This is a genomic window from Sporosarcina beigongshangi, from assembly GCF_033485195.1.
GTDB lineage: Bacteria > Bacillota > Bacilli > Bacillales_A > Planococcaceae > Sporosarcina > Sporosarcina beigongshangi.
Map to the genome: position 1 here is coordinate 1 of NZ_JAWLIR010000025.1, position 20,471 is coordinate 20,471.

General features: G+C 44.5%; 15 protein-coding genes. 6 read left to right on the forward strand and 9 right to left on the reverse strand.

The window, feature by feature from the left end; genetic code table 11:
- Window positions 1-272 precede the first annotated feature (272 nt).
- Together R2B77_RS12065 and R2B77_RS12070 are read right to left on the reverse strand one after the other, a co-directional pair.
- Window positions 273-515: a hypothetical protein gene (locus R2B77_RS12065; protein ID WP_322555701.1), complete on the reverse strand. Its 243-nt coding sequence runs from the start codon at window positions 513-515 to the stop codon at window positions 273-275.
- A gap of 127 nt (window positions 516-642) precedes the next feature.
- Window positions 643-1,605 carry an RpnC/YadD family protein gene (locus R2B77_RS12070; RefSeq protein ID WP_203248492.1) on the reverse strand — a complete coding sequence of 321 codons (963 nt, stop codon included), beginning with the start codon at window positions 1,603-1,605 and terminating at the stop codon, window positions 643-645.
- A 533-nt stretch (window positions 1,606-2,138) separates the two neighbouring features.
- Here R2B77_RS12070 and R2B77_RS12075 point away from each other — a divergent pair.
- Window positions 2,139-2,543, forward strand: coding sequence for a hypothetical protein (locus tag R2B77_RS12075; protein ID WP_322555702.1), 405 nt, complete (start codon window positions 2,139-2,141; stop codon window positions 2,541-2,543).
- Between the two features lie 167 nt (window positions 2,544-2,710).
- A complete protein-coding gene (locus R2B77_RS12080; RefSeq protein ID WP_322555703.1) occupies window positions 2,711-2,866 on the forward strand; it encodes a hypothetical protein in 156 nt (51 codons plus the stop codon).
- Between the two features lie 6 nt (window positions 2,867-2,872).
- Here R2B77_RS12080 and R2B77_RS12085 read toward each other — a convergent pair whose 3' ends face one another.
- The 4 genes from R2B77_RS12085 to R2B77_RS12100 all read right to left on the reverse strand — a co-directional run bounded on the left by R2B77_RS12085 (window position 2,873) and on the right by R2B77_RS12100 (window position 9,608).
- The gene (locus R2B77_RS12085; protein ID WP_203248490.1) at window positions 2,873-4,900 is read right to left on the reverse strand and encodes a glucosaminidase domain-containing protein; all 2,028 of its coding nucleotides are present in this window, start codon (window positions 4,898-4,900) and stop codon (window positions 2,873-2,875) included.
- Window positions 4,901-4,986: 86 nt separating this feature from the next.
- Window positions 4,987-6,012, reverse strand: a complete 1,026-nt coding sequence (locus R2B77_RS12090) for a C40 family peptidase (RefSeq protein WP_203248489.1) — start codon at window positions 6,010-6,012, stop codon at window positions 4,987-4,989.
- A 59-nt stretch (window positions 6,013-6,071) separates the two neighbouring features.
- On the reverse strand, window positions 6,072-7,967 hold the full coding sequence (locus R2B77_RS12095; protein WP_203248488.1) for a S8 family peptidase: 1,896 nt from the start codon (window positions 7,965-7,967) through the stop codon (window positions 6,072-6,074).
- Between the two features lie 162 nt (window positions 7,968-8,129).
- The gene (locus R2B77_RS12100) at window positions 8,130-9,608 is read right to left on the reverse strand and encodes an N-acetylmuramoyl-L-alanine amidase (RefSeq protein ID WP_203248487.1); all 1,479 of its coding nucleotides are present in this window, start codon (window positions 9,606-9,608) and stop codon (window positions 8,130-8,132) included.
- A 164-nt stretch (window positions 9,609-9,772) separates the two neighbouring features.
- On the opposite strand from R2B77_RS12100, the gene R2B77_RS12105 reads away from it, so the two are divergent.
- The 4 genes from R2B77_RS12105 (at window position 9,773) to R2B77_RS12120 (ending at window position 12,174) form a co-directional block, all read left to right on the forward strand.
- On the forward strand, window positions 9,773-9,991 hold the full coding sequence (locus tag R2B77_RS12105; RefSeq protein WP_322555704.1) for a hypothetical protein: 219 nt from the start codon (window positions 9,773-9,775) through the stop codon (window positions 9,989-9,991).
- Between the two features lie 511 nt (window positions 9,992-10,502).
- Window positions 10,503-10,712: a hypothetical protein gene (locus R2B77_RS12110; RefSeq protein ID WP_322555705.1), complete on the forward strand. Its 210-nt coding sequence runs from the start codon at window positions 10,503-10,505 to the stop codon at window positions 10,710-10,712.
- A gap of 78 nt (window positions 10,713-10,790) precedes the next feature.
- On the forward strand, window positions 10,791-11,747 hold the full coding sequence (locus R2B77_RS12115) for a hypothetical protein (RefSeq protein WP_322555706.1): 957 nt from the start codon (window positions 10,791-10,793) through the stop codon (window positions 11,745-11,747).
- A 232-nt stretch (window positions 11,748-11,979) separates the two neighbouring features.
- On the forward strand, window positions 11,980-12,174 hold the full coding sequence (locus tag R2B77_RS12120) for a hypothetical protein (protein ID WP_322555707.1): 195 nt from the start codon (window positions 11,980-11,982) through the stop codon (window positions 12,172-12,174).
- Between the two features lie 23 nt (window positions 12,175-12,197).
- On the opposite strand, the gene R2B77_RS12125 is transcribed toward R2B77_RS12120, so the two are convergent.
- The 3 genes from R2B77_RS12125 to R2B77_RS12135 form a co-directional block, all read right to left on the reverse strand.
- Complete coding sequence (locus tag R2B77_RS12125) at window positions 12,198-14,408, reverse strand: 5'-nucleotidase C-terminal domain-containing protein (protein WP_203248483.1); 2,211 nt, start codon at window positions 14,406-14,408, stop codon at window positions 12,198-12,200.
- A 249-nt stretch (window positions 14,409-14,657) separates the two neighbouring features.
- Window positions 14,658-15,275: a 3'-5' exonuclease gene (locus R2B77_RS12130; protein WP_203248482.1), complete on the reverse strand. Its 618-nt coding sequence runs from the start codon at window positions 15,273-15,275 to the stop codon at window positions 14,658-14,660.
- A 149-nt stretch (window positions 15,276-15,424) separates the two neighbouring features.
- Complete coding sequence (locus tag R2B77_RS12135) at window positions 15,425-20,203, reverse strand: S8 family serine peptidase (protein WP_203248481.1); 4,779 nt, start codon at window positions 20,201-20,203, stop codon at window positions 15,425-15,427.
- Window positions 20,204-20,471 lie beyond the last annotated feature (268 nt).

The window sequence follows — 20,471 nt, forward strand, 5'->3', positions numbered from 1 at the left end:
CCAATGCTTCACGTTCTTTTTCTGCACCCTGCTCAATTCCTTGTTCTATTCCTTGTTCTATTCCTTGCACTAACCCCTTCTGAATCCCTCTATCCTCCCAAGAATTCGGCAACTGCGTAAACTTGAACTCCCCTTCGCTCTCCATCCGCCTAGCCTCCCGCATAAATTCCACCTCCTCTTTAGCATCTAAGTTGACGACATCGGAATACTGCTGATAAAAATATCCGATACAAAAATATCCTCACATCGGATATTTTTAAACGAACAACAGATTAATTCAGCTCTTTTAACTTTTCAATGGCTTCCTTATCCAAATCAGTTAATTTGGCAATAACATCCATGGGAAATCCTTCTCTCAACATTTTAAGCACCAATGCTTCACGTTCTTTTTCTGCACCCTGCTCAATTCCTTGTTCTATTCCTTGTTCTATTCCTTGCACTAACCCCTTCTGAATCCCTCTATCCTCCCAAGAATTCGGCAACTGCGTAAACTTGAACTCCCCTTCGCTCTCCATCCGCCTAGCCTCCCGCATAAATTCCACCTCCTCTTTAGCATCTAAGTTGACGACATCGGAATACTGCTGATAAAAATATCCGATACAAAAATATCCTCACATCGGATATTTTTAAACGAACAACAGATTAATTCAGCTCTTTTAACTTTTCAATGGCTTCCTTATCCAAATCAGTTAATTTGGCAATAACATCCATGGGAAATCCTTCTCTCAACATTTTAACCGCCAATACTTCACGTTCTTTTTCTGCACCCTGCTCTATTCCTTGTTCTATTCCTTGCTCTAACCCCTTCCGAATCCCTCTATCCTCCCAAGAATTCGGCAACTGCGTAAACTTGAACTCCCCTTCACTCTCCATTCGCCTAGCCTCCCGCATAAATTGCACCTCCTCTTTAGCATCTAATTTCACATATTGCTCAAAAAAATCATTGATAAATCTTGAACGCGCCGGGTCCAATTGCATTCGAGTTAGCATTTTCAAAAACTCGATTTTCACCTGTACTTTTTCATCTTCACGATAGCCCATTTTCCCCAACAATGCCGCGGCAACAGGATTATCCGACGTTATATAATCCTTCCAGTTTTTCTTCTTCAGCTCTAACATCAAAAAGTTAAATGTCAGCACATGAAAGAAAGGAAACTCGATTGTGAACTCATCGAGTTCTGTATATTTGCCATCATAACTAAAGATGGCAATCGGTAAAATTGGCTTTCTATATTTATTATAAAGCAAACTAAAATACAAATACATCCGCTTGTGAAAATCATCCTGATAGGTACTTTGCGGCTCCATATGAACAATAATGAGCGTGTCTGCCCCCCTCAACTTCGCTTCAATCACAATATCCACCCGCCGATTTTCTCCCTTGATCAAATCCGTATACAACTCTTCTGATAACGGTTTAACTGACTCAAAATCAAGCCCAGCATGAACCTCCGGAAAAAACACATCCAAAAATTCAGCAAAAAAATTATTGATTAGCTCTTTAAAAATCTGATCATGCTTCACGTACTCTCTTTTCTCTTCTCGAATTACAATTGCCCTATGATAAGGCATCGAAGATTCTTTCACACATGCCGTTACAGCCATCTCAACACATCCTTTTTTCAGAGTAATGATGCATTCGCCAGGGTGTAATTCCCTATAGTTTAGCGCATTTTCAGTCAATTATGGAACAGGACGTCCGTTCCTAAAAACAGCTTATAACAGACACAGAATTCTGTAAATTGTGTCTGAAAACCAAATATTAAATTTGCCCCTTTTTTGACCCTAAAACACGCGATTTCAACCATGTTATTCATAGGTAAATAGACTCTAAACCCTGTTAAGTAAAAGGTTCGTGAGGAAATTAGACACCCCACAAAATTTAATTTTGAGCATTTTTGATTCACTAGCTAATTAAGCATAACCCTCCCCCACCGATAGATGTTGGTCTTCCATTGGGGAAGGATGCGACGGACTTAGAAGGCCTTCGAGAATGTTTTCAATGGTCTGTCGCAGTGGTTGGAGACTTGTCGACTTTTGTTGGAGAGTTTTCCCGATGTTGGACACTCGACCGGGTTTGTTGGACACTTTAGGAGGTTGGTTGGAGGATTCGGTGGGTTTGTTGGAGAGTTTTACCGATGTTGGAAACTCGACTGGTTTTGTTGGACACTTTAAGAGGTTGGTTGGAGGCTTCGGCGATTTTGTTGGAGAGTTTTACCTATGTTGGACACTCGACTGTTTTTGTTGGACACTTTAAGAGGTTGGTTGAAGGCTTCGGCGGGTTTGTTGGAGAGATTTACCGATGTTGGACACTCGACTGGTTTTGTTGGACACTTTCAGAGATTGGTTGGAGACGTGTCGACTTTTGGTGCAGAGTATTCCCGCGTTTCGAAAAACCACCGGGTTGGTTGGAGAGTTTTCCCGATGTTGGACACTCGACTGGTTTTGTTGGACACTTTAAGAGGTTGGTTGAAGGCTTCGGCGGGTTTGTTGGAGAGTTTTACCGATGTTGGACACTCGACTGGTTTTGTTGGACACTTTAAGAGATTGGTTGGAGACTTGTCGACTTTTGTTGGAGAGTCTTCCCGATGTTGGACACTCGACTGGTTTTGTTGGACACTTCAAGAGATTGGTTGGAGACTTGTCGTCTTTTGTTGGAGAGTTTTCCCGATGTGGGACACTCGACCGTTTTTGTTGGAGAGTTTACCCGATGTTGGACACTCGACCGTTTTTGTTGGAGAGTTTACCCGATGTTGGACACTCGACCGTTTTTGTTGGACACTTCGAGAGGTTGGTTGGACACCCGACAGAATTTGCTGCACATTCCATAAAGCATGCAAAAACCCCCGCGGTGGCGGGGGTTTAGTTAGCGTTAGTTGCTGATATCTTTGACTAGGTCTCCGCGGATCCAACCGAATTCGATGTGGTTGCCGGTGGAGTCTTTTTGGATGTCGTCGGAGAGGACTTTGTACCAGAGGTAGCCGTCGCTTCCTTTTTGTTGTTCGACGATGGCGACTGGGTAGCCGGATTCGCCGCTTCTGCCAAGGTCTCTTGCTTTGTAAGTGAATAGTAGTGTGCTACTACTGACTGTTGGTTCGGTGCGCACGTTGAGTGTTCCGCTTTGGTTGGTCATAGCAAGTCGGTATGATTTCATATCTCTGCTACCCATGGCTGCATCTAGGCGCCACATGTGGCCTGCAATTTTGGAGCCCCATGTTGGATCGGATGCATAGTGTGCGTTGATGCCGGCTGTTTTATTGCCAGGTGCTGCCCCTTTGGCATAGCTTCCAGCAGGTAGACCGTAGTTTTTGTTTACGTATTCGGTGACGAATGCTTCGATGCTTCTTTCGGGTGTTGCGTATTTTTCTCCAGCTTCGGGTGTGCTATCGAATACTCTGATGCCGAAGAGGTTGTTTTTTGTCATGGCGTTACCGCTGATGCCGTAGTCACTTTCGTGGACGGCTGTTGCTAGAATGAATAATGCGTTGACGCGATGCTCTGCTTCAATTTGTTTAATATATGTGCCGAGCCCGATCAGTTTCGAGTTCGTTGTAGCGTTAGCGTATCTTGCAATTCCTGTACGTTCTCTTTCACCAATTATTTGTAGGATAACGGCGTCTAACTCTTCAGCTGTGTAGCTACTTGTCGTGCGAACAGATTGGAATTGGAAGTATGGGTGGTAAGTTCCCACTGCTTTTCCAGTCCCGTCTAAGAAATGGACACCGTCTGTTGCGTAGTAGCGGATACCCGTTGCCATGAAGTCCGGCGCTGGTCCAACGGTATAGGTGCCATATGTGTTTGTTAGGAAGTTGAATGTGTAATGCAGCAATTCTTTGCTAGCATTGGCCATATAGTAGTCGCGATCGCTTCGGATTTCAGTCGGTACGAAGTCGATTTGGCTATGTTTTACGTAGCCAACTGTATCTGCAACTTGGACTTTCATATAGTTTTCTGCATGCTCGAGTACGCGCATTTCACGTCCAGCTTGGATATAGGTTAGCTGGTTTGTAAAGTTCGTATTGGCGTAGATGCTTGCTGTGTTGCCTGCTGGTCCTTGAGCAAAGGCTGTACCACTTCTTACTCGGAGTAGCTCAATTCCTTTATAGATTCCTTGTGCTGCTGTGTTTGCCGTAAAGGCTTGTACTGCTTCTGTATAGGTGTTGTACTGTTTGTCGAGTAAAACGAGTTTTTTGTCTCGGATGATTGCCAGCTGGAATTTATCCGGAGGCGTAACCGGTGGTGTTACGACAGGAGGTTCTTCCCCCTCTCCTGGAACTTCATTGCCTGTGTAATCTAAAAATCTTTTTAGGACAGCTGCGACTTGATCACGCTTTGAAAGTCCTTTTGGATCAAATGTAATTTCTGTACGGTCGCTGTTTACTTTCACGCCGTTCATAATGCCGGCAGCAAAAACTGTTTTTGAACTAGAGACTCCTTCAGCCATGGAAAAGCTTGATTGGTCTGAAAGAATGAGGTCCGTGCTTTCAATCTTCAGGTTAAGATGAGCTAGTGCGCGGGCTGTTGTTACCGCCATTTCTTCCCTTGTCATTAGCTTTAGCGGCATAAATTTCCCATCTAAAGTACCTTTCATAATGCCGGTCTTTTGGATGGCACCAATTTCACCAGCAATGGCCGATGAGGTATTTACGTCAATAAAGTTAGGTGTTTCTGTTGGTAGTTTCATTGTCCGTGCTAGAAATGCTGCGAAATCCCCGCGATTGACATCTGCTTTTGGGTGGACTTTGCCGTCTGTGTACCCTTTGATGATTCCAAGCTCAATCATAGCGCGCATTTCTTTTTCGAGTGTTAGTCCCTTTAATTCATCCGCATGAGACATAGCAGGTGCAATCGGGATCAATAATACGATCATAGCAATTATAGCAACTAGCTTTCGCTTCATTCACTTTTCCTCCCTAAAACTCACTTCATCTTATTCTATCAAGAATTCTATGATTATTCATCTTCCAGAAAATAGTCGCTTTTTCGTCATTGTGCTTTTATCGCACTGAAAACGGCGGCGGAGAATTCTGCCCTGGAGGCCGCTTTGTGCATGTCATAGGTTTGCGTTTGGAATATTGTTGTTAGGTCTAATACTTTTAAAGCGTGTATAGATTCAGATGCCCAGTAGTTTGAAGGCACGTCTGCATAAAGTGACGCGATTTGCACTTTTTGCTTGGCTTTCTCTTGTAGCTGGAACGCTCGATCGACGATGATCGCTAGTTGTCCACGAGTGAGCTGGTCTGTTATGCCAAACGCTCCTGTCTCGTAGCCTTTTAAAATTCCGCTTTCATTCATAGCGGCAATGTCGGCTGCGAATTGGTGAGTTGTGCCGACGTCCGTAAAAATAACGGACCCTTTTGCCTGCAGCTTCAACACGCGGTTCAGCATAGCTGCGGCTTGTCCACGTGTTACGGAATCCTCGGGTTTGAACGTAGCGTCTAGGAACCCATTAATGACGCCTTTGCTATTCAAGTCCTGGACTGCATTGTATGCGGGATGTGTATTCGGTAAGTCTGAGAATGTGACCGGTTTCGGAGCTATTTCAGGAGAAGTCGATGCGCCTACTACTCTTCTTGCTCCAACATAACGCTGCTCCCAATACGGATGCGATTTTAGCTTAGCGATTGCGACACCCTTAGTCTCAGCGGAAATAAACATGTTATCTCCTAGATAAATACCAGAGTGAGAGATGCCTTCTTTGTATGTATTTTCGAAAAATACAATGTCGCCAGGTTGAAGGTCATTGTCTGCAACTGCGCTCCCTACTTTAGATTGTTCCTCAGAGGTTCTCGGCAACTCGATTCCAAAATTGCTATACACATGGCGAATCAACCCTGAGCAGTCAAATCCTAAAATGGTTGTTCCAGCCCATAGGTACGGGATTCCTACAAATTGCTGGGCGAATTCGCTGATTTTATCGTTGGTAGCGGCAAGCGTGCTTTTAGCTGACATAATGGGTAACGCAACGATGATGGCTATTATGATCATGATTTGTGTAAATCGTTTTTTCATCTTTTCACCTCATGTCGATTTTTCTTTCATTCTATCATTTTTTGGTATACTTTGGTTCTTTATTTAAAAAAGTCATTTTGAACTCTTGCTAAGAAGACGGTGAAGTCTGCTCTTGTCATATTGTTATAGGGTTTAAATGTACCGTCACCGTACCCCGTCGTGACTTCTGATGCCGTTAGTGCTTTGATGGATTGGTAGGCGGCCATTGAAGGTTTGACGTCTTTGAAATCGGTACTATTATTGCTTTTTAGGTCAAAGGCTTTTGAAATGAGAATAGCCATTTCGGCGCGTGTCACATTGCTTCCAGGTCTAAATGTGCCATCGGAAAAGCCTGAGATGATTTTGGCGTCGACGGCTGCTTTAATATAGCCAGATGCGAATGATGATGTATGGACATCCTTGAAGCCAGTCTTGGCAGGTGCTGATGAAAAACCGAGTGCGCGCCCGATGAGTGTTGCCGCCTCGCCTCGCGTGATGTTGGCATAAGGTCTAAATGTGCCATCCTCGAAGCCTTTAATCTGGTTGTTGTGACTCATGAATCCAATTGGTCCTGCAAATCTTTGGGCGTTAGTCACATCTGAATAGCTTGGACTGTTAAAGGTGATGTGCTGCTTTTCCACTGTGCTTTTTGCAGCGGTATCTGTTGTCGTCACGAAAATGGTTATTGTTCCGTCCACGCCATAAAGATGCCATTGCCCGTTTTCATGCGGTACCTGTTTACCATTCGATTCTATGTTGATGTTTGTTGTCTCTCCTGCCGTGAGAGTAACTTTTCCTTGTTCATTTTTCGTAGTGAATGTTGTGACTCCTGCTAGCTTTGCAGCATATTGTACGAGTCCATGACCGAATACTGGGTCTTTTCCTACTTCCCCTAGGTCTTTTGCGGTTTCATTAATAAGTGAACGTAATTCGGCGTTGGTCTTTTCCGGAAAGCGTTCTTTGTAAAGCGCAAGGATACCAGTCACATGTGGGGTTGCCATTGACGTTCCTGAAAGATGAGTGTAGCCGTCTGCTTTTCCATCCATGGAATCCGATTCGATTGGGTATGTGCTAAGAATTGATCCGCCTGGTGCTGCAATGTCGACTTCTTCACCGACGGCACTTTCCTTGAGCTTGGATAAATCTGATTTCACAGCAGAAACGGCAATCACTGTGTCGTATTTCGCTGGATACATGACGGTTTTATTCGCCGATTCGCCGTTATTTCCTGCGGAGCCTACAATTAGCATCCCTTTCTTATAAGCGGCTTCTAGTGCGGTTTTGAGTGCTAGGTCATTTTTTTCTGTTGTGATGCTCAGATTTAAAATATCCATTTTGTTTTGAATAGCCCATTCAACGCCATCGACTAAGCTATTTGTCGTCCCGACGCCGAATGCGTTGAGGGCTTTGATGCTGTAGAGGTCTACACTTGGTGCAATCCCAACGATTCCTGTATCATTTTTTAGCGCTGCGATAATTCCTGCGACATGTGTGCCATGTCCATTGTCATCGTCATAGGGAATGCCGGGTGCACAATCATGTACCAATGTGCAGTGTCCTCCTTTGACATTGAGGTCACGATGTTCTGTATCGACTCCAGAATCGAGGACAGCTACTTTAACGCCCAGTCCCGTATAGGGTGAAGCGACTTCGGCTGTCGCTTGGATCATTTTGATAGAGCTGCGCTCGGAATCCTTGCTTTGTTCATATTGTCGATTTGATTGAATATGAATTTCTGTGAATTTCGATTTGAGACGTTGCTGCTGTTGATCTGTTAGGTTAGCAATTATTACGGAAAAAGTAGAATAGACTTTTCCGATAGACATCTGCTCCTGTTGCATGAATGTGAGAATTTCTGTTTGATTGCCACCTACGATGAAGTATTCTTCAGCCGCATCGCTACTAGCTTGCGCTCCGCTTTGCAGGCCGAAAAGCAGCATAATTGTTATAATCGTTGATATTCCAAATGTACGCACTGAGACTATTCCCCCACTCATTTTCTGTAATGATCTACGAGCACTTTGTAAAAAAAGTCCTGCCAGAAATCAATTCCGGCAGGACTTCTGCAGCAAATTTATCAATTACGCCGAGGCGTAATCTTGACACCTATTGAATAGGTGTTTTCTGCCAAACGAAGATTAATAATGCTTCGCTGAAGGTGTTGCATTAAATTTCGAATAGAATGCGGCCATTTCTGTACGGCCTTCATAGTGATAATAGTAATCGAGCGTACCTAGGAAAATCCCTCTTGCCATTTGCTCTCGGCGCTCTGCTGACGCCAGGTATGCATTGTCACTTTTATTGTCGATGAAGCCCATTTCGATAAGTGTGGCAGGCATTGAATTTTCACGAAGAACGTGAAGATTTCCTTTTTTGACTTTACGATCCGAGAGCTTCCATGCTTCAAGCATTCTCTTATGGATATAGGTTGTCAACGCTTTTGATTCGTCGACTTGGGCATTTCGCGCTGCCGAGTAATAAAATGTTTCTGTGCCGTTCGTAGAACCGTTAAATGCATTTGCATGCACACTTATAAATACATCCCCTTGGTTCTGCTGGGCAAACTTCACACGGTCTTGAAGCGTTACGAACACGTCCGTTTCACGCGTTAGTGCCACAGGAATTGGTGTTTGTTGAAAATACTTTTTCATCCGCAATGAAACATCGAGTACAACATCTTTTTCTTTTAGACCGAAGCCGATTGCGCCTGGATCATGAGCACCGTGCCCTGGGTCGATAATGACCACTAATTGGTCAATTGTTTTTGGCGTATTGGTATCTACGACTAGGTCGATTGGGTCTTTAATGGAGCTTACGATTGGCTGATCCGTTGAAAGAAATCCACTATGTAGAAATCCGTAATTGTTGTCCACTTTTGTGTAAAGCCAATCTCCAACTCGATAGAAAACGTCTACCGGATAGCCTGCAAATAGTTGTTTTGTTGTCGTATATTCAGTGGAAGGTCCTTGTCGCATATTCAACGACGTCGACTCGTCTACATTTACATACATCGGCGTCGCACTAAGTGCTTTGTTGCCTACACGGAATTCTGCATTAATGGCACGTGCTAGAAATATAGAGAAGTCGCCGCGTTTCATCAAGTCGCCTGTCCCAAATATTCCATTTCCTGTACCTTGTGAAATGCCTTTGTCCATGAATTCCTGGGCTGCTGCTGTTGTGGAATCCGATTGATAACCGAATGCGCGGCTAATGAGCAAGGCCATTTCTCCTCGTTTTAGCGTTTCGTCAGGCTTGAATGTCCCGTCGAGGTAGCCTTTAATGATGCCACGGTTAACAGATTCAGCAATATATCCTGATGCAAAATGGCTGACATTTACATCTGAAAACTGTGTTGTTGCTTGGTCGCCCGTCAGCTGAATGGCCTTGCCAATCATCGCTGCGGCATGTGCACGTGTCATAGGTGCGTCAGGTGAAAAAAGGGTAGGGTTGTCCGATGTCGTGATGTCACTTTGTGCAAGATAGTAAATTTCCTTATAAGCACGGTGTTTCACGGGAATGTCAGTATATACTGGAGCCGCCGCTGCGAAGTCCGTTGGTAATAAGGACGCTGAGATGAGCAATAAACACGATAGAAGTATCAGTCCTATTTTTTTCAATTTTTAAGCTCCTTTTTTTACAAATATTACTCAAAGTCTACCACAACTCGTGCTAGTTTTATATGTTTCGAACGAACTAAATTTATATTTTGGCGGTTATGCAATTATTGTTGATTTTTTGTGGGGAAAATGACGGTTGTTGGTTGCACACTGCGGGGGGATGGTTGGAGACTCGGTGGGTTTCGTTGGACACTTCGGGGAAAATGTTGGAGGCTTGGATACTTTTGTTGGAAGGTTGGCGCTTGGTTGCACACTTTGCGCAAATGGTTGGAGACTTTAGCGAGTTGGTTGCACACTGCGGGGGAAATGTTGCACACTTCGATACTTTTGTTGAAAGCTTGGCTCTTGGTTGCACACTTGGCGCAAATGGTTGGAGACTTTAGCGATTTGGTTGCACACTTCGGGGGTAATGTTGCACACTTCGATACTTTTGTTGAAAGGTTGGCTCTTGGTTGCACACTTGGCGCAAACGGTTGGAGACTTTTGCGAGTTGGTTGCACACTGCGGGGGAAAGGTTGGACACTTCAACACGTTTGATGGGGAATTAATGCTTCTGTGCACCCATTGCGCAAATGGTTGGACACTTTGCCGATTGGGTTGCACACTGCGGGGGAAAGGTTGGACACTTCAACACGTTTGATGGGGAATTAATGCTTCTGTGCACCCATTGCGCAAATGGTTGGAGACTTTGACGATTTGGTTGCACACTGCGGGGGAAATGTTGGACACTTCAACACTTTTGTTGGAGACTTAATGCTTCGTTGCACACTTTGCGCAAATGGTTGGAGTCTTTGACGATTTGGTTGCACACTGCGAGGGCATGGTTGCACACTTCTCTACTTTTGTTGGAAACTCGGCGCTTTGTTGCACACTTTGCGCAAATGGTTGGAGTCTTTGACGATTTGGTTGCACACTGCGAGGGCATGGTTGCACACTTCTCTACTTTTGTTGGAAACTCGGCGCTTTGTTGCACACTTTGCGCAAATGGTTGGAGACTTTGACGATTTGGTTGCACACTGCGAGGGAATGGTTGCACACTTCTCTACTTTTGTTGGAAACTTGGCGCTTGGTCGCACACTTTGCGCAAATGGTTGGAGTCTTTGACGATTTGGTTGCACACTGCGAGGGCATGGTTGCACACTTCTCTACTTTTGCTGGAAACTTGGCGCTTGGTTGCACACGTTGCGCAAATGGTTGGAGACTTTAGCGAGTTGGTTGCACACTGCGGGAGAATGGTTGGACACTTCAATACTTTTGTTGGAAACTAGGCGCTTGGTTGCACACTTTGCGCATATGGTTGGAGACTTTAGCGATTTGGTTGCACACTGCGGGAGAATGGTTGGACACTTCAATACTTTTGTTGGAAACTTGGCGCTTGGTCGCACACTTTGCGCAAATGGTTGGAGGCTTTCGCGATTTGGTTGCACACTGCGGGAGAATGGTTGGACACTTCAATACTTTTGTTGGAAACTAGGCGCTTGGTTGCACACTTTGCGCATATGGTTGGAGACTTTAGCGATTTGGTTGCACGCTGCGGGAGAATGGTTGGACACTTCAATACTTTTGTTGGAAACTAGGCGCTTGGTTGCACACTTTGCGCATATGGTTGGAGACTTTAGCGATTTGGTTGCACACTGCGGGGGGAAATGTTGGAGACTTCGATACTTTTGTTGGAAACTCGGTGCTTTGTTGCACACTTTGCGCAAATGGTTGGAGGCTTTCGCGATTTGGTTGCACATTGCGGGGGAATGGTTGCACACCTCGATACTTATGTTGGAAACTCGGCGCTTTGGTGCACACTTTGCGCAAATGGGTGGAGACTTTAGCGATTTGGTTGCACTGTGCGGGGGGAAATGTTGGAGACTTCGATACTTTTGTTGGAAACTCGGTGCTTTGTTGCACACTTTGCGCAAATGGTTGGAGGCTTTCGCGATTTGGTTGCACACTGCGGGGGAATGGTTGCACACCTCGATACTTTTGTTGGAAACTCGGCGCTTTGTTGCACACTTTGCGCAAATGGTTGGAGACTGTTGTGATTTGGTTGGTCACTTCGGGGGAAATGTTGGACGCTTCGATACTTTTGTTGGAAAGTTGGCGCTTGGTTGCACACTTTGCGCAAATGGTTGGAGACTGTTGTGATTTGGTTGGTCACTTCGGGGGAAATGTTGGACGCTTCGATACTTTTGTTGGAAAGTTGGCGCTTGGTTGCACACTTTGCGCAAATGGTTGGAGACTTTCGTGATTTGGTTGCACACTTCGGGGGAAATGTTGGACGCTTCGATACTTTTGTTGGAAACTAGGCGCTTGGTTGCACACTTTGCGCAAATGGTTGGAGACTGTTGTGATTTGGTTGGTCACTTCGGGGGAAATGTTGGACGCTTCGATACTTTTGTTGGAAAGTTGGCGCTTGGTTGCACACTTTGCGCAAATGGTTGGAGACTTTCGTGATTTGGTTGCACACTTCGGGGAAATGGTTGCACAGTCCGATACTTTCGTTGGAAACTCGGCGAAAATGGCTACTCACTGTCCTAAAACACATAAAAAAACGCCTCGTCCGCCAGATTGATCCGGCGGCGGGGCGTTTTTGAGTTATTGTTTTGGTAGAGATATGTCGATGATGCGGCCTTCTACTTTTGGATCGACTGTTTCTAGTGTTTTTACGTAGTTGATGAAGTTTTCGTAGTCGACGAAGCCTGGTTCAGAGACACGACCATCTGCGTAGGCTTTGGCGAATTTTTCGAAGCCGTCGCCGCCTTTTGCTGTGAAGTTAGCTGTTGTGACGAAATACATTTCGCTGTCAACGAGGTCTACATATTCCTCGCCTTTTTTCACTTTTACAGATGTTAGGCGCTTGCCTTTTTCAGCTTTGGAATCGTAGGAATACTGCATACCTGCGACATGTAGAAACGCTCCATTTTCTTTTAGTCCGCCGCCTTCGCGCACATCAGCAGAAATACCATGTTCTAATGTCGCTTTCAAATCTGCTCCTGAAATTTCGACTATCGCTAGAGCGTTACCAAATGGCATCGCTTTGAGAACATCTCCAACTGTTATATCTCCTGCTGGAATTGTTGCGCGAATTCCACCGCCATTTTGAAGGGCAATTGCAGTTTTCGGTTCTATTTCCTGTGCTTTTGCTAGCATAGCATCTGTCATTAAGTTTCCGAGAGTCGTTTCATTGTAGCGAACGCTTGAAATGCCGTTATCATCGGATACGCGTCGACCGTCGAGATCAACAAGTGCTGTTTTACCGATGGATTCTTCTCGGATTTCTTTTACTTTCGCAGCATATGGCGCTAAAATTCTAGCTGTTTGTGCATCTGGTTTTACTGTTGTAGGCGTAGATGCAGAAGTGTCTGTGTTGACCAATTCTCCAGCGTGCGCATAGACTTCGCCTTTTTTATTGAATGAAACGTTTAGTGTACCGAGCACTTTTCCGTATTCATTGGCTTGAACAATGATTGTTGGTGCGTCATGGTTTTTGGCGATATGAGGCTCTTTTAACGTAGAGTGCGTATGGCCTCCAACGATGACGTCAATGCCTTTTACTTGTTTCGCAAGCTCCAAATCATTGTCGAATGTTAAAGAGTCATCAAATCCGAGATGCGTTAGGGCAATGATTTTATCGATGCCTTTTGCTTCGAATGCCGCGACTGATGCTTTTGCACGGTCAATATAGTTTAAGAATTGGACTTCGCCAGTACTTGCGATACTTGGTGTTTCCTCAGTTGTCAGGCCGAAGACACCTACTGATTGGCCGTTGATATTCAGGACGACTCCATCATAAATATGGCCGTCTTTGTAGTCAGACTCGACAGATTTTGTTTGCAGCCCTTCGAAAAGCTTGTCTTTTGAGAAATCAACGTTTGATGCTAGTAATGGGAACTTAGCACCTTTGACGAAGTTTGAAAGAGCAAGATGCCCGTCTTTAGTGGAGCCAAGATCAAATTCATGGTTTCCAAAAGTCATTGCATCATAGCCAAGGTCGTTCATGATTGCAAGATCAGCCTGCCCTAGAAATGCGTTGAAATAAAGATCGCCAGAGAATACGTCACCTGCGTGTAGAAGGATACTATTCGCATGCTCCGTACGCAGCTCTTTCACTGCTGTGGCAATATAAGGGAATCTATCTAAATAAGCGTGCGTGTCGTTCGTATGCATAATCATAAGATCCAAGAAGCCGAATTGTTCTTTTGCACGATGAATAAATAAGGCTAACTCGCCTCTTGTAACAGGTGCGTATGAACCGAAGCTTGTTTCTGTTTTTCCTTTTGTAATTCCAGCATCAACCAAAGCTTGGACATACTTCGCGAAGCTGGTATTAACATCTTTGAACGCAGATGTTTTGACGGCGTCATTGATTTTTAAACCTGCTGCATTCGCTAGTACTTTCGCTGTTTGGTTACGCGTCAATGGTTCATTGGCGCCAAATTCTTTGTCGTTTAGTCCATTTAGAACGCCGGCTTCAACGAGTGCGTCGACTGCCCATTTCGCATGACTTGGAACGTCTGTAAAGCCTGAATTTTTATATTTTCCTTCGGGTTGAAAACCGGCTGCTCGTGCGATAAATACCGCTGCATCCGCTCGTTTAATGGTATTCAGTGTTCCAAATTGCGTCGTGCTAAATCCTTTTGTCATGTCATTGCTGACTAAAAAATGAACTGCATCTGCATAATTCGATGATACATCTTTAAATGAAGCCGTATCTGCAGAAGCTGTAGGTACCACTACCGCCACCGCTATCGCAGCAGCTGTTACTGATGTAGCAAAGATCTTTTTGTTACTGACACTTTTAAACATTTGTTTCTCCCCTTTACTATTAACTTATTATTCACTTACTAGTATGAGTTTAACAGTTATTATGAGATTCGACTATATTATTTATGTAAATTTTTTCATTCAGCTTTTTTGCATTTTTATTGACGATAAAAAAACCGCCTCTATAATCAGGCGGTTGCTAGTCGTTTGGTGTGCCATATAGGGATTTTTGAATGAAGTGGCTTTTCGTCAATTTACCTAAATTCGTGTAACAAGGTAAACTGGCTGCTATTAACGATTCTTTTTCATGCAATATTGAAAGATTGCGGCGGTAGCTAGGCAGTCTCCAATAGCGTCATGGGCATCGTGTTCGAGCTGAAGAAACTCTGTTAGCGTCGTCAATTTATGGTTCGGGGTTTCACGAATCATTTTTCGCGCAAGCTTTACTGTGTCGATGACCGTATATTCGGGAATGTTGATATTCGTGCTGAATTCGAGCGCATAAAGAAATCCCATATCGAAGGGTGCATTATGTACAACAATCGGTAAGTCCCCGATGAAATCAATCAGCTCTCCAATCTTTTGTTCGATTGTTGGTGCTAATTCCACTGCTTCGTTTGTAATACCTGTCAGCCGCGTAATTGAAGGTGGGATATAGCGCTGTGGATTGATTAGTGTATTGAGTAGGTCCGTTTTTTCATGATTGCTATATTTGATGGCTCCGATTTGAATGATCCGATCCGCACCGGCGCGAAAGCCTGTTGTTTCAAAATCGAGTACGACGTAATCTTGTACCCTGGCAGAGGATGTCCTATATTTTCTATCACTTGCTGCTCTTCTTGCCACTCCATTTTGTTGTTTCGGTTTTTTTTGCAGCAATTCAATTGCCCTGTCATTTATCCCTCTCATTTTCGCACTTCCTTACACGGAAAAAGCCCCGTATTTATTTCACTTATATTACTTTATACCCTAAAATTCAAAATTTATCTCCCTTTTAATAAAAAAATAGGGAATCCCCTTGATAAACAAGGCGTTCCCTATCACAGTAATACGAATCCTTAATTTACACGAAGTGTGTGTGCTTGCACATCTTCCACTGGTTTTAAGATACTTCCACCTAGTGCCTCAACAGTTGCATAGACTACTGTCGTAAAGTTCGGGTGTGCAACTGTAATAACAGCTTTACCTGGACCAACGGCTGTAACAAGACCCTTGTTCAATTTCACAACTTTGTTGTTAGATGGTGTGAATTTAGTGGCTGCTGTCACATCTTTCGTTGTCAACGAGCCGTCCGGCTTTAATGTGGTTTCAATCACTGTCAATTGCTGTTGCTCGCCCGCTTGGAGTTCTAGGTTAGTTATGTCGACCGCATAGGTCACAATTTCCTTTGGCGCTTCAACTACCTCAAGATAAACAAATTGTGTAGGTTGGTCAGGTATTTTGACGTTTACTTGAGTTTTCCCTACTTTCTTCCCAGTAACAACACCTTTTTTAACCGTCGCAATTTGATTGTTGACGACGTTAAAGCTTGCCGTTGCTGTGACATCTTTTGTGCTAATTTGTCCGTTCGGCTTCACCGTTGTTTCAGTGACAGTGATTTGTTCCTGCTGGTCGACGATTAGCCGTAAATCTGTCATATTGACCGAGTAGGTCACACGATCTTTTTCCACGTCTTTCACGTTAATGTACACGAGAATCGTTGGTTGATTTGGAATCATTATGCGTGCTTGTGTACTTCCCGGCGTAAGTGCTGTGATGAGACCTTTTTTGACGGTTGCCACTTTATTGTTGACGACATTGTAAGATCCCGTTGCTGTAACGTCTTTGGTAATGATTTGACCGTTTGGCTTGGTCGTTGTTTCAGTGACTTTTAGCTGCTCTTGCTGACCGACTGTCAATGTGACTGTTTCCTTATTCACCGAATACGTGATGACATCTTTTTGCACCTCTGTGACGTCAAGGTAAACAAGAATTGGCTCTTGGTCTGGAATCATCACACGCACTTGTGTTTTTCCAGCTGCTTTTGCTGTGACGAGACCTTTTTGGACTGTTGCAATTTGGTTATTGGCAACATTGAACTTTGTTGTAACTGTGACGTCTTTGTTTGTAATCTGCCCATTTGGTTTAGTCGTAATTTCTGTTACTTTGAGCTGCTGCTGTTGTCCTACTTGAAGGTTCATGCTCGTGTGACTCACCTGATAGTTAACGATGTCTTGCGGAATTTTTGTCACTTCAAGATAGACGTAAATTGTTTCTTCGTTAGGAATGTTGATGCGTACTTGCGTTTTCCCAACCTTCTTTGCATTGACAAGACCTTTTTGAACTGTTGCCACACTGTTGTCAGCAACGCTGTAGCTTCCTTTTACAGTAACGTCTTTCTCGATCACTGTGCCATCGGGTTTAATCGTTGTTTCCAGGACGATGAGCTGTTCTTGCTGGCCAACGCCTAGTGTTACATTGGTTTTATTGACAGCATACGTGACGATATCTTGCGGAGTCGCCTTCACTTCAACTTCCACAATGATCGGCTGTTGATCGGGCAGTTGAATGCGCACTTGCGTTGTTCCAACCGCTTTTGCTGTGACGAGACCTTTTTGAACCGTTGCAATTTTGCTGTTCGCGCTGCTGTAGCTTCCTTTTGCTGTGACATCCTTTTCTGTGACCGTACCGTCTGAATTTGTCGTTTTTTCAGTGACAATCAGCTGTTCTTGCTGATCAATGCCCATGGTCAAGCTTGTTTTATTCACAACATAGGAAACTGGGTCTGGATCTGGGTCTCCTGCACCTATTTCAAGGACCTTCTCTGCCTTGTTACCTGCGGCATCACTATATTTCACTTTAACAACATCTGTGTTTTTATTAAATGTACCCACATCAAAGGAGAAAGTGCCATCTTGTGCAAGTGTTACGGCGCCTGATGATTTAACGGCATCGTTTTCCAGCACTTCAAATGTTGCGTTCAATTTTGTGTTGATGTCATAGCCAAGATCGTATTGGATGAGTTCGGCCTGATAGTCAACATATTTGTCGATGATTTTACCTGTTGCGGTTGTGCCTGTAACGGTTCCTTCGATAGTACCCGCTGTTGATTTGACAACAACTGGCCCTGCATAATCACCGATAATTGGCGGATTACCTGACACTGTTTCTCCCGTGAAGTCGATTGTGTAGAGGCCATCGGGAATTGTCGTTTGCGGCATCGCTGTTGCCCACGGCTTGTAAATCCCTTTAATGCCTAATTCATATGAGCCCGCTGCAAGGGATGTACCTGCGTGCAGGTAGCCGATGTAACCATCGCCATATTCACCACCGTCTGGATTCATGATATCCCATAGTTCGATGTAGTTGGTTTTGACATCTCCGGTAAGTTTAAATGTCAGCATAGCCTCATCTTTGAAGCCGTCTCCATCGAATGATAGATCTGTTTCTGTTATTGCAAGGTCTTCAATCGCCGTTTCCGCTATGCCATTAAAGTCTGCCGCGAATGGCAATGAAACCTCAGTTCCCCCACCTGAAATATGGATGTACCCAAGTAGTTCATCACCTTTTTTCGTTGCTGCTTTTGGTGCATTTAATGTGACCTCAAGCATTTCTGTATCGTTCAGAGTAAACGTCGGTTTATTAACTGTCACCTTGGCAGTCCCAAATGCTTTTGTCGTTTCTACACGTACTGAATAGGTGCCACCTTTTTTAGCAGCATCAACGACACGTATTTGTTTTTTCACTGTGACGGCCTGCTCTTTTACTTGTGGCAGTTTGCCGAATGTGATAGTTCCTTTTTCATGCGCGACTTCATTGCCTGAAAAAGTGGTTGTATCCATGGAATAGGCAAGGATAGTAGGGTACGCGGCTTCGTAGGGTTGGACGCGTCCAGCTCCTTGTGCGAAGACGTCATAGGCGTTCGTATCAATCAATTTTGCTGTGTTGGAAATTGCGACCTTGACATCAAATGGTGTCCATGTTGGATTGGCTTGTCTAACCAATGCTGCGATGGCTGCGATGTGCGGCGTTGCCATTGATGTGCCTGTTTTACGGTCATAGGCTTCGCTGTAATCTGCAGCTGCAGAGTCTTTTCCATACATTGGAATTGTCGACATGATATTCGTTCCAGGTGCCGTGACGTCTGGTTTAATATCAAAATCTGGATTCGTCGGTCCGTGTGACGAGGATGGATTCATGATATCGCCAGTCGTTGTTGCAGCTGTGAAATTGTTGAATGACACTTGTCCATTATTTGCAGCAAGTGCGTCACGAAGGGCTTTACCTTCTGTATAGGACATATCAAATGCGGGAATGAAATCGAATGAGTCACCTAGGTAAACATTTGATGGTCCTGGCGCTCCTGCTCCGTTTGAGGCATTGTGAATTAAAATCGCAGATGCACCCGCCGCCTTGGCTGCTGCGATTTTATCGACAAAGGCAATCTCTCCACGGGAAACAAGTGCCACTTTCCCTTGTACGTCAATGCCCGTGTAGTCTGTTGCTGCTCCTATGTTCGGAATGGCAACGACCTCGAAGTCACCTGCAAGTGCTGCCGCTAGGTCTTCACCGAATTTAACACCCATTAGTTTGATGTCAGTCGTTTTTTCATATGCGCCTACCTTCACAGACACTGTTGCTGTATGTTCTACTTCGGGATTTGTTGAATTCCCGACAGCAATGCCGAGTGCTGCTGTTGATGGATTGCCAATTGTGCCACGCTCTGGTCCTGAGTTGCCCGTTGCCACTACTGCAACTGTCCCTTCAATCATGGCGTTGTTTATGGCGATTGCATCTGCGGCGATGGCGCTGTTAGACGATCCGCCGAGTGATAAATTGATGACATCCATGCCATCCTTTACAGAGTCTTCAATACCTTTAATAATGCCAGATGTTGCACCACTGCCGTATCCACCAAGGACGCGGTAGGCATACAGGTCTACTTTTGGCGCCAACCCTTTAATGCCATATGCATTGTTACCGATTGCCGCAATCGTTCCGGCAACGTGCGTACCGTGTGATGTATAGAAGGAACTACCCCTTGCATCGAATTCCGGAGTGGTCGCCGCACGGTCTTTTGGTGTTGTTTCGTATGGATCATTGTCTGCCCGTGGACGTGCGTATTGGCTTGTATGCTGAATATAGTTACGGCCACCTTTATAAATTCCTTCAAACTCTGGATGGGTGTAGTCGATTCCCGTATCGAGGACGCCGACTTTAATATTTTTACCGTCAATCCCTTTGTCCCATAATTTTTCGATTTCTAAATGTGGGGCACTTGTTGACATCGTCGCATCGACTTGTCCATCTTTTGTTGGATTGTCGAGTGCATACATGAGTAAATCTGGTTCAATCAATGTGACTCCTGGAATATTGAGTAGTTCCTGTAGCTCGTCCGCTTTGACGGTGAGTGCCAGCCCATTCAGCACTGTGTCGTAGGAAAACTTCTCTTTCACGCTGATGTTTTTCACTTTCATCATCTTTTTCACTTGCGCCTGTTGCGTCTTCACATTATTTATCACTTTCGAGCGTTCTGCCGCTGTGAAACTTTTATTGTTTAGTTTCTGTTTGCCATGTGCGAGTCCAGCAGAGTCTTCAGATAGGTGGACGATAATGCCCACTTCTTCATTTCCCTTAAGGTCTTGTAAATCGGGATGCAGTACGGGTTGCTGTAGCTGATTTTGCTCCTGCCCCGCAATTGCTGCTTTCAGTTGCATGATGCTTTCATTATGGTTGTCCGGTTTGAATGGCTTCGGTGCATTTGCATTTGCTGTTACCGATAACGGAGCCAGCAACGAAAATACCATTGCCAATGCAAGAATGACACTGAAAAATGATTTAAACTTCTTGTTCCCCAATTTTCATTTCCCCTTTACTACTATTCTGCACTTGCTAAAAATTGTGCGATAAGTAGAACTTATTACGGGGCGATTCAATTTAGACTACAAATTAGTAGTTTTTATGTGAATTATTTATCTTCGTTCAGCAAATTATTTTGTACTGTAAGCGAAGCGTCAGCTACAGATGTTATGTGCGCATCATTTATAGGCATAGACATGCTGCAATCCGCATAGACTAATTTCGAAATGGATGATTTAGGGACTCCCTGTCTACAATGTCACGCAG

Bases quoted from the DNA above. Each gene is read 5' to 3' on its own strand.
- R2B77_RS12065 (WP_322555701.1), bottom strand. From the start codon at position 515: ATGGAGAGCGAAGGGGAGTTCAAGTTTACGCAGTTGCCGAATTCTTGG.
- R2B77_RS12070 (WP_203248492.1), bottom strand. From the start codon at position 1,605: ATGGCTGTAACGGCATGTGTGAAAGAATCTTCGATGCCTTATCATAGG.
- R2B77_RS12075 (WP_322555702.1), top strand. From the start codon at position 2,139: ATGTTGGAAACTCGACTGGTTTTGTTGGACACTTTAAGAGGTTGGTTG.
- R2B77_RS12080 (WP_322555703.1), top strand. From the start codon at position 2,711: ATGTTGGACACTCGACCGTTTTTGTTGGAGAGTTTACCCGATGTTGGA.
- R2B77_RS12085 (WP_203248490.1), bottom strand. From the start codon at position 4,900: ATGAAGCGAAAGCTAGTTGCTATAATTGCTATGATCGTATTATTGATC.
- R2B77_RS12090 (WP_203248489.1), bottom strand. From the start codon at position 6,012: ATGAAAAAACGATTTACACAAATCATGATCATAATAGCCATCATCGTT.
- R2B77_RS12125 (WP_203248483.1), bottom strand. From the start codon at position 14,408: ATGTTTAAAAGTGTCAGTAACAAAAAGATCTTTGCTACATCAGTAACA.
- R2B77_RS12130 (WP_203248482.1), bottom strand. From the start codon at position 15,275: ATGAGAGGGATAAATGACAGGGCAATTGAATTGCTGCAAAAAAAACCG.